This window comes from Telluribacter sp. (assembly GCF_035998675.1).
In the GTDB taxonomy this organism is placed as follows: domain Bacteria; phylum Bacteroidota; class Bacteroidia; order Cytophagales; family Spirosomataceae; genus Telluribacter.
The window spans coordinates 87,778-100,978 of the sequence record NZ_DASYHI010000007.1; the positions used below are offsets into that span (position 1 = coordinate 87,778).

The 13,201-nt window shown below is 46.9% G+C and carries 9 protein-coding genes; 6 read left to right on the forward strand and 3 right to left on the reverse strand.

All coding sequences use genetic code 11. The annotated features are described in order from the left end of the window. The first annotated feature begins 367 nt into the window (after nt 1-367). A complete protein-coding gene (locus VGN67_RS02375) occupies nt 368-1,000 on the forward strand; it encodes a DUF6134 family protein (protein ID WP_327485165.1) in 633 nt (210 codons plus the stop codon). Between the two features lie 155 nt (nt 1,001-1,155). Here VGN67_RS02375 and VGN67_RS02380 read toward each other — a convergent pair whose 3' ends face one another. Beyond that, nucleotides 1,156-2,736 carry a TlpA disulfide reductase family protein gene (locus VGN67_RS02380; protein WP_327485166.1) on the reverse strand — a complete coding sequence of 527 codons (1,581 nt, stop codon included), beginning with the start codon at nt 2,734-2,736 and terminating at the stop codon, nt 1,156-1,158. Between the two features lie 130 nt (nt 2,737-2,866). Beyond that, a complete protein-coding gene (locus VGN67_RS02385) occupies nt 2,867-3,424 on the reverse strand; it encodes a hypothetical protein (RefSeq protein ID WP_327485167.1) in 558 nt (185 codons plus the stop codon). A gap of 279 nt (nt 3,425-3,703) precedes the next feature. On the opposite strand from VGN67_RS02385, the gene VGN67_RS02390 reads away from it, so the two are divergent. The 4 genes from VGN67_RS02390 (at nt 3,704) to VGN67_RS02405 (ending at nt 10,665) form a co-directional block, all read left to right on the forward strand. Beyond that, nucleotides 3,704-6,535: an outer membrane beta-barrel family protein gene (locus tag VGN67_RS02390; RefSeq protein WP_327485168.1), complete on the forward strand. Its 2,832-nt coding sequence runs from the start codon at nt 3,704-3,706 to the stop codon at nt 6,533-6,535. 139 nt (nt 6,536-6,674) lie between these two features. Beyond that, nucleotides 6,675-7,421: a GLPGLI family protein gene (locus VGN67_RS02395; protein WP_327485169.1), complete on the forward strand. Its 747-nt coding sequence runs from the start codon at nt 6,675-6,677 to the stop codon at nt 7,419-7,421. A 465-nt stretch (nt 7,422-7,886) separates the two neighbouring features. Then, complete coding sequence (locus tag VGN67_RS02400; RefSeq protein ID WP_327485170.1) at nt 7,887-9,053, forward strand: hypothetical protein; 1,167 nt, start codon at nt 7,887-7,889, stop codon at nt 9,051-9,053. Between the two features lie 724 nt (nt 9,054-9,777). After that, nucleotides 9,778-10,665, forward strand: coding sequence for an OmpA/MotB family protein (locus tag VGN67_RS02405; protein WP_327485171.1), 888 nt, complete (start codon nt 9,778-9,780; stop codon nt 10,663-10,665). A 113-nt stretch (nt 10,666-10,778) separates the two neighbouring features. Here the strand turns inward: VGN67_RS02405 and VGN67_RS02410 are convergent, their stop codons facing one another. After that, nucleotides 10,779-11,789 carry a phosphotriesterase gene (locus VGN67_RS02410; protein ID WP_327485172.1) on the reverse strand — a complete coding sequence of 337 codons (1,011 nt, stop codon included), beginning with the start codon at nt 11,787-11,789 and terminating at the stop codon, nt 10,779-10,781. Nucleotides 11,790-11,900: 111 nt separating this feature from the next. Here VGN67_RS02410 and VGN67_RS02415 point away from each other — a divergent pair, with 111 nt between their 5' ends. After that, the gene (locus VGN67_RS02415) at nt 11,901-13,199 is read left to right on the forward strand and encodes a serine hydrolase domain-containing protein (RefSeq protein ID WP_327485173.1); all 1,299 of its coding nucleotides are present in this window, start codon (nt 11,901-11,903) and stop codon (nt 13,197-13,199) included. Nucleotides 13,200-13,201 lie beyond the last annotated feature (2 nt).

Here is a 13,201-nt window from a genome sequence, read left to right on the forward strand (position 1 = left end):
AGTTTTCTATTTGCAGGCGGAGACTATTTTTTAGTCTCCGCTTTTTGTTTGGTCAAATTGGATCTGTTTTTGCACAAAACCCCTAGGCTGGGATACTGCCCGTTTCTTATTATTTAGTTATTTCAACTAGTGGTAATCGTTAGTTCGGGTATCAATAGTAGGAATATTTACCCAATACAGAAAATAAGGCTTAGGGAAAGCCAGGAAGAGGAATAAACCCGGGTTGATTGATAACAGTTTTGGCTCTCTTTCGTTTAGTTTCTTTATCAGCGTTGTTACCCGACCGGTAGCGTTTATCAGAATACGATTCGTTTGGCTTACCGGCGAATTGGATTAACCAACTAATGTACGTCACCCACATCAACCTATGATTAGCTGTAAGCTGATAAATAAAGTACTCCTTTCTTTATTTTTTTGTACCGTACTTTTTCAGGTCCCGGCCCGGGGACAGGCTATTGTGTATGATATTCTATTGGCTGGGCGGGATGTGGGTGAATTGAAAATTTCCCCGGCGGTGGGAGGAAGTAGCAACGAAAGTTTCCGGGTAGAGGGAGCCATCAGTACCTTATTTTATGATGTGGTTTATAAAGGTGAAAACCAGTTTGAAAGAGGCGTACTCAAGACATCCATGTCCAGCCAGGAGGTGAATGGCAAACTGAAAGAAAGGACCAAAACGTACCAGACCAATGATAGCTACCAGGTTATATTTGCCGATGCCAAATCCAGCACCCGGAAAAACCCGCCCCTTCCTTCCTTGATTAACCATACCGTTACCAGCTTGTATTATCACGAGCCCATCAATTTTCGACAGGTGTACTCCGAACGATTTGCCCGAATGTGCCCAATCAGGAAAGTTGCTACCAGTTCTTACGAGGTAGTTATGCCGGATGGGAAGAAGGCCACTTACCACTACACCCAGGGCCGTTGCCACGAAGTAGAGTCAGAGATTATCGGCATCGGTCTGGTTTTTAAGCTTCGCCCGGACAGCCTCCGCCGGTAGTTTTTTCAAATTATATTTTAAATCACTTTTGTCCACCCTGGTTGACAATCAGTACGGTCCCGGCTGGGTGTCTGACTGTGTTTGCATTTAAAACGCTATCCAAATCAGGCTGGGCCTTGAGAGTTGAGTCGATATTTAGATAAAGCTTAATCCACTTACGGTCGGTCGGCCAGTTGGGTGAGGAGCAGGCCTATGTCGCTGCTTTCCACCCTGGGTGCGTTGGCGTAGGTGAGCCTTCCGGTTTTGTCAAATATCATGTAACGGGGAATTTCGTTCAGCTTGTGTTTCCTGAGGAACTCGGAAGCTTTGTGGTTTACCACCAGGTAGTTTTCCGGGTACTTATCCAGTTTCTCCTGAGCGCTGGCTGTCAGCCACGGCTTGGTACTATTGTCAATGGAAAGGTACACAAATACCACCTGTTTATTTTTAAGTCCCTCCCGCAGACTGGCTGATGCCGGCATCGCATCCCGGCAGGGACCACACCAACTGGCCCAAAAGTCCAGGTAGATAACCTTGCCCGCGTGCCGTTTTTTGATTTCATCCAGTGTAAGTTTGTTGCCTTTTGAGTCGGCCAGTACTACCGAGCCTGTTTCATTGCGGCTACTGTCCAGATCAAGGGCAAACTCCTCCCGCAGGGAATGGGTCAGGGAGGTATCTTTTACCAGGGTCTCGTACTGCTTGAAGTAAGCCAGGAAGTCCTCGTGGGGGTAGTAGTGCCGGATGCGCCTGACCTCGCGGGCCAGCAGGTAAGCCCGGTCATGTTCGGGAAACAGGGCAGAAGTAGCTACCTGCGCAAAAACCTGCTTCCGGTCCCGGTTTGAGCCATCCATTAACTCCTTATACGCTGCCCTCTGGACAATGTATTTCTCCGCCACGGCCTCCACGAGCTGGCGGTGGTACGGCTCCGGGTAGCCATACTCGTTGGTTCGGTAATTGTTGAGAAAACTACCAATCGTCGGCTCAGGTACCTTATCAGTTTCCATGTCGATCAGGTGGAGCAGGTGCTGAACCTTGGTTTTGTGGTACTTATAGGGTACTTCAGCTATTTCATCTCTGGCTTTTAGCGAATCCAGCAATTGATCTTCCTTCTGTAAGTACTCCAAGGCGTCCGTGTACATGGCTTTTTTGAGTGGAGGTAAAAACCTGTCGTTTCTTTCCAGTTTTTGTTGCTGGGTAAGGCGCTTACTTTCTGCCATCATCGTCTTGCTGGATAATAATCCCGTTGCAAAAAAATGAATTGCCCCCAGATAGCTACCCAGGGATGAGTATTGCCCACACTGGAAATAATCCCGGACCAGCTGTTCAATACTGTGGTCGTAAGGGCGGGTAGTGCGGTTCAGGACGGTGAGGTGGGGACGTCCCAGCCGGTATTCAATCTGGACGGAGTCCCCCTTTTGGAGCAGGTACTCGTTGTAGTCCAGGTAGTTGGATTTGTGGCGCAGGACCAGGTACTTCTCTTTGAGTGGGAGTATTAGTGGTTGTGGTACCTGACCGGGCTTCATTTCAATATGTTCCTGCTCCGTCCCCCAGTACAGGGAAATGAGCCGGTCATTACGTAGCCACATTTTTTCGGTGTGGTGAAAATAGTTATCAATGTCCGGCTTATTTTTGAACGTAACTACAATTGTATCCACCGTGACTTCTTCAGTATCGGAAACCCCGGGGGCTTCCTGCTGGTGGGTACAGCCCATCGAAAGGGCCAATATGCAGAGCAAAAGGAAAGATAGTGATTTCATAGGGTAGCGGTTTAGGTAGATGCAAGTTGAATTTAGTTAGGTATCGATTTACCTACTTCAAAAAATATCCTCCGAATTGGCTGGATAACAACTGAGGTTACTTTACCCAGTTTGTTACCTAACAAGTTGACTATTCCTCGAAATCAATTGCTTCGAGCTTCCAGATTACCTTCTCCTTGCTCCTGCCCGCACTGAACGGGCTGCGGTTCCAGCCGGAGATTTTCTTTTCCAACGTACTCACAACTTCGGTTCGGGTTTTCCGGGGCAGAAGTGGTTCTTTGAACGTGAACGATAGGGGCAGTACAGTACCTCCGGTAGCGGTAAATTGCTGTAGATAGCCACTGATAGCCTTTACCTTTCGGCCTGATTTATTGCTGATAGCAATAGAGTAGTGGAACTGAACAATGGAGTCGGTATACTGGGCTGTAATTTCCCGCAGACTTACGTCCACTACTTTTGGTAGTTCTTCGCTTCGCTTTCGATTTTCCTCCTCTTCCAGTTCTGCCTGCGACTCCACCCTGACCCGACGGGTCTTGTCCTGTATATCCCAAAGCTGATACAGCTCCAAAATGTCACGGTAGGTTTTTCCGTCCAGTTTTTCTTCCGTAAACGCCACCACAAGCAGGTACTGTTTGATGCCTTTGTAGGCCGTGGAGTCGGGACTGTCCATTCTCAGAATATCCTGCATATCAATAGCCAGGGTTTCTTCCCTGTAAAGACGGTCCAGCGGGTCGGTTGGAATGCAGGAGTAGTGTCAGGAGCAGGTTGTTCATGGGGTGTGGACGTTGCTAATGCAAAGTAGAAAATAAATTTTCAATATAAAAGAAAATTGAATATTTTTAGGCTAGTGTTTGCATTTTAACTAATCTGTTAGTTAAATTTAAGAAAAATTAACATTGCCCATTGCAACGAATAGCATTTTAATTCAGTCCTTTACACATTCTCTACCACTCTAAACCATCCACTCTTGAAAAAACTTCTCCTTTTCCTGGCCTTATGTACCATAAGCGGGATCACCCAGGCGCAAAACACCGGACGTTTCAGTATTAAAGGTACTGTGGTAGATACGGCCGAGGTCAAAATGCCTTTTGCGACGGTCATGTTGCTGTTGCCGCAGGATTCGTCTCTGGTCAACTACGGCCGCACCAACGACGACGGAATACTCGAGTTCAAAAATCTGAAACGCGGTAAGTACCTGCTGAAAGTTAACTACGTAGGCTACCTGCCCTACCAGATGGAAGTTGAACCGGCCGAAGGCCCGGTGACTGACATTGGGAAAATTCAGATGAAAATTCTAAATCAGGATTTGTTCGAAGTGGTTATCAAAACCGCCCGAGCACCACTCAGTATCCGGGGCGATACGGTGGAGTACAACGCGGCTTCGTTTAAGGTACCTCCGGGCTCTACGGTGGAGGACCTGCTGCGACGACTGCCAGGTATGCAAATTGAGCAGGACGGTAGCATCAGGGCGCAGGGGCAGGAGGTTAAGCGGGTAACGGTAGACGGCAAGCGGTTTTTTGGGGATGACCCCAAAATGGCGACCAAAAACCTCCCCGCCGAGGCTATTTCTAAGGTACAGGTATTTAATGATAAGTCGGAGCAGTCGCGGATAACCGGGGTAGACGACGGGAAGCAGGAAAAAACGGTCAATCTTGAATTAAAGGACAGCCACAAAAAGGGAGGTTTCGGGAAAGCGACCGTGGGCGTAGGTACCGATTCGCGCGCCGAAGCCAAAGTGAGCTACAACCGCTTCAACGATAAGCAACAATTTGCGCTCTTTGGATTGGGTAATAATACCAACCAGAGTGGTATGTCCTGGGACGACTTCCAGGATTTCCGGGGGAGCCAGTCGTTTAACTGGGGCGACGATGGCGATTTTGGCTTTAATAGTGGGGGGGGAATCCGGTTTATCAGTTTTGGGGGCGACGACGAGGAAAGCCTGACCATTCAGGCGGGTCGGGGAGGTCAGGACCGGGGCTTTACCAAGAACTTCGCCGGTGGGGCCAACTACAACTACGATACCAAGAAAACCAAATTCAGCAGTAGCTACTTCTACAACCAGACCGACCAGACCCTCGACGCTTTTTCGAGCCGGGAAAACTTTCTTAATAGTACTTCCTTCCTGAGCCAGGACGATAACCTTCGTCTTAACTTCAACGGAAACCACCGGGGTAGTCTGCGCTTTGAAAAAACCATTGATTCCCTGAATACCCTCATTGTAATAAGCAATTCCCGAATGGGGCGGGGTGATAGCCGGTACAGTAGTTTACAGCAATTTTTCCGGCCCGGTATGGTGCTGACCAACCAGTCGGTCATTAACAACGCCAACCGGTTTAATTCGTTTGCCATGGGCAATACGGCCATTTACCGGCATAAATTCAGAAAGAAAGGACGCAACTTTGCGGCCAGTATGGGGTATAACATCAATAACTCCGAAGGCGACGCCGACCAGCGTTCGGTCAACGAATTCTTCCAGACTACCAACCCCGGTGCCGAGCTGATTACCATTGACCAGAATAACCAGACTATTAGCTCCCGTACCCAATTAAAAGGTAGCTTGCTGTTTGTGGAGCCGTTCGCCAAGAAATTCTTCCTGGAGACGTTTTATAATTTCAGTCTTCGCAACGACGAGGTAGACCGGGATGTATTTGACCGCCGGTCAGAAAACGAAATCCGAAATGAGCAACTTAGCCGGTATTATACCAACCAGTTTGTGTATAATCGCCTGGGTAGTAGTGTCCGGTACTCCTTCAACGGCCTGAACCTGACCGTGGGGCTGGCGGCGATTCAGTTTGATCTGAAGGGGAAATTTGCCAGTGACCAAACCAAGACCGAGTTTGGCCGGGTTGACCGGAAGTTTTTTACCTGGTCACCTAATGTGTCGCTTAACTATGACCTGAAGAACAACCGGTACTTACACGCCGGCTATAACCTGAATGTGAACGAGCCGAATATCCGGGATTTGCAACCCATCATAGACAACAGCAATCCTCTGTTTATCCGGGAAGGTAATCCGAACCTGATTCCCGAATCAAATCATAGCATCAATGCTGGTTTCAACTACTTTAATCCGGGCAGTTTTACCCAGTTGTACATTGGCTTGAATTACAATTATTCTAACGATCAGATTGTATACACGCAGATTGTGGATGAGAATTTCATTACCCGTACCCGGCCCATTAACATATCGGGAGGAGAAAGGTATGGCTCTTACATGGGAGTCGGGTTTCCGCTGAAGAAAACCAAGGCTACCATAAACTTCAACGGGAGCGTGAATTTGTCCAGCAACCTGACCTATATCAATACAATCCTGAACGAAACCAATTCCAATGGTTATTATTTTGGCGTTCGCCTGGACCTGACCCCCAGCGATAAGTTTACGTTGTATCCAAGTGCCAACTGGAACGTCACCAATACCCGTTATTCGATAAATTCAGCCCAGAACCAGAAGATTGTAAACGGTACCTACGGGGCAGAAACCAACCTGAAAATGCCCGGTGATATATTCCTGAACGGACGATTTACCTACCGGACGTTTGTGAATCAGCGGTTTGGGTTTGACCAGCGGCAGCCCCTCCTGAACCTGTCGGTGTACAAGGTAATGTTGAAAAACAAGAAAGGTGAGATACGTTTTACGGCTTACGACGTTTTCAATCAGAACAAAGGTATTTCCCAGTTTGCCAGCCAGAACTTTGTTTCAACCGAGCAGGTACAGACCCTGGCCCGGTACTTCATGCTGAGCTTTACCTACAACATGCGGGGGGTAACGGGTACCGTGCGCCGTCGGGGATACTTTTAATAATGAATGAGTGAAAGAGCGATTGAGTGAATCAGCAGTCGTCGAGCCGTATTCAGAGAATATTGTGTTTGAAGCTCCCATAAACGGGTATAAAACAATTTAAAGCTAACCTAACAGCTATCACCTACCACCTAAAACAATGAACTACCTACGCATACTACTACTGGTGCTGCTGACCGTACCCTCCTGGGCGCAGAAAATGGAAGGAACCGTTACCTACGAGCGGGTACAGTACTGGACAAAAATTGCCTCGCGACTTACCTTTTTGAGTCAGGAAGAAAAAGACCGGATGAAAATGACCTGGGCTAATGATGATGAGTGGAAGGTAAAAATGAAACTAAACTTTACCCCTACCCAGAGTAAGTACACCTACTTCAATACCCAGGGGCAAACCGAAGATGGAAGCTACTCCTGGCGGCAGGATGAATACGAGATTTACCGTGATTTTGAAAAAGAACGAAAAACGGAAATTATCGAAATGCTGGGCCGGACGTATATCGTAGAGGATTCGCTGCAGGTACCCCACTGGAAAATAATGAACCAGATCAAGGATATCAGCGGACATGTGTGCATGATGGCCGTGACCGAAGACACCATCCGCAATCAGAAAATTGTGGCCTGGTTTGCCGATGATATCCCCGTTCAGGCTGGTCCCGAGCGGTACTTTGGTTTGCCGGGGCTAATTATGGAGCTGAATATCAACGATGGTGACGTAATCATTTCGGCCATCAACGTGGAAATGAAACCGGTGGAAGAGGAGGTAAAGTTGCCCAAAAAACTGAAAGGAAGAAAAGTGACTGATGCCGAATACGACCGGATTATTACCACCCACATCAAGGACAGCATGAAATCGCACCGGAATCCTTATTGGGCTATTCGCTATTGATTGAACTATTATTCCCCCAACAAAGGCGGGTACTCCACGGGGTACCCGCCTTTGTTTTTGCTAATGTGACCGATGCTGCCAAAAATATTTCATACGATATATAAAAAAATATAGATAGTTATTCTTAATATTGGCTGAATTACAAAATTTCATACTCCTCCTCTAAGCCTTGGTACCTGGATATATCGTCCATTGTAGAGATCCATGGCAGGCAGTTAACAGGCCAACACACACCTAAGAAAGAAATCTTACCCATCCTCTCAGTTAGAAATTTCCGGTCACTCCTTATCAGAAATTAAGGCCAAAGCCTTTATGTACTTTTGAGAAAAGCTTAAAAGCTAATGCCTCAATATGCCTCACCTATATGGTTTTGGGGTGTGAGGCTAAGGGGAGGCAGTTTGGTAAAGTGGATAGTGATTACGTAGGATTTTTGTTAAAACATTTTGGTTTTTAGCATTAGAGGGGATGATTACCAGCACCATATTTGAAACTTTATGTAGGTGGATTGACCGAAAATCAAACTCGGAAGTTTTTCCATTCCACTTAGCGTTATTTTTAGCCCTTTGTAGTATTTCATTGGCCAAACCGGATTATTACGCTTTCGATCCCACGTCATTGGATTGGAAGACCGTTCTTTTAAAGTCGGGTGATTTAACAAATTCCCTGCAAAATATTCCTCCCCAGATTTCGGCGGCCAAAAAAGTTTTTCGGCTTACAGTACCTGCCATTATACGGGTCACTCATCTTTCGCCCTATGGCGTCACCATTTTGCAATATTTTTTGGGCTTTCTCCTGTTAGTTTATAGCTATAAGCTTTCCCTGAAAATCTTACACGATAAAATATCAGCCACGTTTGTTGTGGCCGGAATTACCTTTCTGTATTTTGGCCGGACCGGGTTCTACGACCTTCAATTCACCTGGTTTGATGTATTCGCCTATTTTTCTATTATCATGGCCCTTTATTGTTCCAATACCCTGGCCATATACTTATTTTCGTTTGTCGCCGCCTGGACCGACGAACGCGCTTTTCTGGCTTTAGGCATTGTTTTATTCTTTAATCAGCTCAAAGGAATTCCAGCTAACAAGTATCAATCTTGGGAGATCATCAGGCCGAAAAAAAAGAGCATAGCCGTATTACTTGCCATTATTTCCTATCTTGTTCTTCGTCTTTATTTAACCCATAGTTTTAATATGCATACGCCTCGGGCGGGAGCAAATATGGCCGTATTGAGAGAGACCCTGCCCGATATGACAATCGGAATATGGACTTTCCTGGAAGGATTCTGGTTGTTGTTTTTAGTTGGAACCGTTTATTTAATTAAAGAAAAGAAATATGTTTTTCTGGGAATATTAGCCAGCATATTTACACTTTTTGTTGTGGTTTCCGGCTGCGTTACGGATATTACAAGGAGCGGTTCCTACCTGACTCCAGTTATTTTTGTGTTATTGTTGTACCTGAAAAACAGCGTTGAAATAGATAAGATAAGGTACTTGTTATTTAACTGTTTTGTAATTTCATTTTTGTTTCCAGCCTTTATTGTCTGTTCAGATTGGGCGGGGATTGGGAGCCACCAACATTCTATTTTTGTTTGGGGACTTATGCAGCTTTTGGATATCATTGCTCCTTTTTAAATAAAATGAATTTTGAATAAAGAACCCAAACCCTGCGGGGTGAATCTCCATCCCGGTAGAAGTTTCAGCCAAAGGGGCTCGGCTGACGGCAGCGGGGGGCGGTACTTTCCCGGTGAGGGTATAGGTAATAATCAATCCTTCATGAGCACAGGTGGATAGGGGAATTCCCGTTGTCAATTCCATTCTGCCCGATAGGTACCTTTGCAAGAACAAAAATTGCTTTGTAATATTACATTCCGGGGTGCCCGACCTCCTTATCCTTGTGAGAAGTACTTTTTATCCCCAGGGCCTTCCACCGTACTTAACTTATTTTGGGTCGGTCTGTAGTTTGGGTAAAAGTTTATAGAAATAATTATAAATATATTAGAAATTTAACTTCTCAATCGTACTATAAAGTCTAATACGCAGATATTTTTTAAGTAAACGAATGAGTGCCTGAAGTGGTACTATACTGATAATCAGGAAAAAGACTGATCTAAAAAATGAACTTTACGGCCAGGATGGCCGTTCCATTATAGGAGTTTTTTAATGTGTTATCAGAAGAAATGTAGGCTAGTTGTGCCACTTATACTGTTTATTTCAAGAACGTGTACTAAATTTGCAGCGATTTATAAGTGGGAAAGTCCGGGCAAGTACCAGGTTTGGATAGTCTATACCACTTGATTTCTAAATCTTAAAACCATTTTTTCAATCTAATAATTTAATTAAATAACCTCCTATTCCCATGCAAAAAATAATTATTGCTATTGCGGTGATTTTTACCCTTGGTTCCTGTGCGAGTAAGAAAAAAATGCTTGCCCTGGAAACCCGAGCTAATGAAATTCAACTACAACTTGACAAAGCCAGAGCTGACCTAAACGACTGCGATACCCGCACGGCCGGTCTGAATCAAACTTTGAAAACAAGAGAAGACGAATTGGCCAGCCGCGGTGCCCGGGTAAAAGAACTGGAAGACCAGGTTGACTTTCTGAAAAGAAACAACAACCAGCTTCTGGACCGTATGTCTGACCTGTCGGTTATTTCAAAAGAAGGCGCTGAGAGCATCAAGCGTTCAATGGAAACTATGAACCAGCAGGGTAAGTACATCCAGAACCTGAACTCAAGCATTCAGCGCAAAGACTCATTGAACATGGCGCTGGTGATGAACCTGAAGCGTTCATTGCAGGACGTTAGCGACGAAGACGTTCAGATTGAAGTGAAAAAGGGCGTGGTTTATGTTTCGCTTTCTGACAAAATGCTTTTTAACTCAGGTAGCTACACTATTACATCGCAAGCCGAAAACGTGCTGAGCAAAGTGGCGAAAATCCTGAACGACTACAAAGAAATCGAGATTTTGGTTGAAGGCCATACCGACAACGTACCTTTCCGCAGCGACAACCTGGCCGATAACTGGGATCTGAGTGTAAAGCGGGCTACATCGGTAGTACGGACCCTTCAGGAGAAATACGGTGTAGCGCCGGGCCGTATGATTGCCGGTGGTCGTGGTGAGCACCTGCCCAAAGCGGGTAACGACAGCAAAGAAAGCCGCAGCGCGAACCGTCGTACCGAAATCATCATTACTCCCAAACTGGATCAGTTCTTTAACCTGTACACACCTCAGGCGGGTAAATAATTTCCAAAATATCTCTCTTTTTAACCTAAGTGCCCGGCCCGACAGTTTTGCTGTCGGGCCGTTTTTTGTTTAAATTAAAAGTACATAGGACAAAAAGTGGGAAAATCAGCTGATCAGGACTTGCGAACCCGGATGCCAAAGGCTTCTGCCGGATTCCGGACCAACAGCAGCTGAAAGTCGTCACTGCTGAAGCCTTTGTTTTTCAGCAGGGGTAGGAGTTCGGTAAAGATATTGGTGTAACCCACAAAGTCACCTCCGTTGGGCTCACCCGGCCGGTACCAGCCCGCATCGTGTGAAATAAGTACCCTATGCAGTTGATTGTTGTCCTTCATCAGGGCTATCCAGTCGGCGTAGTTGTTGAAATTTCCCCAGCCAATACCATCCAAACTAACCCAGGTACCGGCCCGGGCGGCTTGTAGGTAGGTAGTTTTGTCTTTTTCGTTCTGGGCGTGTACCCACACAAAAGCCGACGGATGTACACCCAACTTTTTAAGTACTTCTATTTCTTCAAAGGCGGGAAGGGCCGGACCCGTGTGCGAACATATCGTCAGGCCGGTTTGCAGATGGGCCAATGCCGCGGCCGTGATCAGTTTGCGATGCAGGGCTGACAAGGTACCTGCGTTTACCCCGATCTTGATAAAGCCCGGCCGTACCAGGGTGCCTTCAATCCCGTTTTTAAATTCCGCGATCCAGCGTTTGGCCAGTTGTTCCGCCGTTTCGGTAAAGGCCCAGGGAGGAAGGTACTTGTTATCAACTGCGCCGTAATAACCGGTATTGGTCAGGATATGCAGGCCACTCCGCTGGGAAAGGTCTTTCAGCAACTGCACATCCCTTCCCAGAAAGGCCGGTGTGCAATCCAGTATACTTTTTACACCACGGGCTTTGGCCTCCATCAGGTAAGGAAGTACCTTCTTCGTTACTTCCTCCCGCTTCCAGCGCTCCGGACTTATCTGGTCGGCACCGATAAAGTCAACCAGAATATGCTCGTGAATAAGCGTAGTACCCAGGTCCTGAGCGGGTACCTGACCATTGACCGACCAGATAGTGGCTTTGGCCTGCCGGTAGGACGCTAAACCAAGGGGCGCTACCGCTAAGGTCCGGAGGAAGTGGCGTCGGCTGAACATGATAATGGATAATTGTTTAGGGTAAGGTAGAAAAAAAATAAAAACTTCTTACATTTTGGGCTGCTAAGTACCAAACTACCAAATGCGTTTTACCAATCACCTCACTTGTTTATGAAACCAACGCGATCTTTGTCCTTTAAAAGTTACCTCTTGTGCTTGCTTCTGCTTGCCCTGCTACATGGTCAGTTAACCGCCCAGACCCTTTCCGAAGGGACGCCCGAAAGCGTGGGCATGAGTACCGAACGCCTGCAGCGGATCGAAAAGGTAGTACAGGATTACGTCGACCAGCAGCGGGTGGCGGGAGCCGTGGCCCTGGTGATCAGGAACGGCAAGATTGTGTACTACAAGGGAATCGGCAACGACGACACGGATACGAAATCGCCACTCAAAAGGGATGCCATTTTTCGGATTGCCTCCCAAACCAAAGCCATTACCAGCACGGCCGTTATGATCTTGTACGAGGAAGGTAAGTTTCTGCTCGATGATCCGGTTTCAAAGTACATTCCTGCCTTCAAAAAACCCCAGGTACTTGACTCGTTCAACGAATCAGACAGTACGTACACCACCAAACCCGCCCGACGGGAAATCACAATTCGGGACTTGTTGACCCATACCTCGGGCATCAGTTACGCGGGAATAGGTACCAAAGAAGCCAACGCTATTTACGCCAAAAACAAAATTCCCAGTGGTATTGGTACTCCCAACTATAAACTTTCGGATGCCATCAATAAACTGGCGACCATGCCGCTCATCCACCAGCCGGGCGAAAAGTTTTCTTATGGACTGAATACCGATGTGCTGGGCTACCTGGTGGAAGTACTTTCCGGTAAATCGCTCGACGAGTTTTTCCGGCAGCGAATATTTGAACCGCTCGGAATGAAGGATACTTATTTTTATTTACCCTCCGATAAAGCAGCTCGCCTTACTACCCTGTACACCCAGAACCGGGAAGGCGCAACCATAAAATCCACGGCTCAGAATAGTTTTACCCCTGACTTTCCCAGGCAGGCAGGTACCTTTTATTCGGGCGGGGCCGGCTTGTCGTCCACCGCTTATGATTACGCAATTTTCCTACAGGCCATGCTCAACGGCGGTCAGTACGGCGGGAAGCGTATTTTGAGTCCGGTAACAGTTCGCATGATGACCACCAACCAGATCGGAGACATCAACGTGGGGGCTAGAAAATTCGGACTGGGCTTTGCCGTAGCCACCGAAAAAGAAGCGGCCCGGCTACCGATTTCAGTAGGTACTTTTGAATGGGGCGGGATTTTTGGAACTACCTACTGGGCCGACCCCAAGGAGGGCATCGTAGCCCTGATCATGACCCAGAAATACCCGAATTCGTACGGTGACCTCAGCGATAAGTTCAAAGTGCTGGTATACCAGGCTATTACAACAATGAACAAATAGCC

Coding starts and splice junctions, on each gene's coding strand:
- VGN67_RS02375 (WP_327485165.1), top strand. CDS start 368: ATGATTAGCTGTAAGCTGATAAATAAAGTACTCCTTTCTTTATTTTTT.
- VGN67_RS02380 (WP_327485166.1), bottom strand. CDS start 2,736: ATGAAATCACTATCTTTCCTTTTGCTCTGCATATTGGCCCTTTCGATG.
- VGN67_RS02385 (WP_327485167.1), bottom strand. CDS start 3,424: ATGCAGGATATTCTGAGAATGGACAGTCCCGACTCCACGGCCTACAAA.
- VGN67_RS02395 (WP_327485169.1), top strand. CDS start 6,675: ATGAACTACCTACGCATACTACTACTGGTGCTGCTGACCGTACCCTCC.
- VGN67_RS02400 (WP_327485170.1), top strand. CDS start 7,887: ATGATTACCAGCACCATATTTGAAACTTTATGTAGGTGGATTGACCGA.
- VGN67_RS02405 (WP_327485171.1), top strand. CDS start 9,778: ATGCAAAAAATAATTATTGCTATTGCGGTGATTTTTACCCTTGGTTCC.
- VGN67_RS02410 (WP_327485172.1), bottom strand. CDS start 11,789: ATGTTCAGCCGACGCCACTTCCTCCGGACCTTAGCGGTAGCGCCCCTT.
- VGN67_RS02415 (WP_327485173.1), top strand. CDS start 11,901: ATGAAACCAACGCGATCTTTGTCCTTTAAAAGTTACCTCTTGTGCTTG.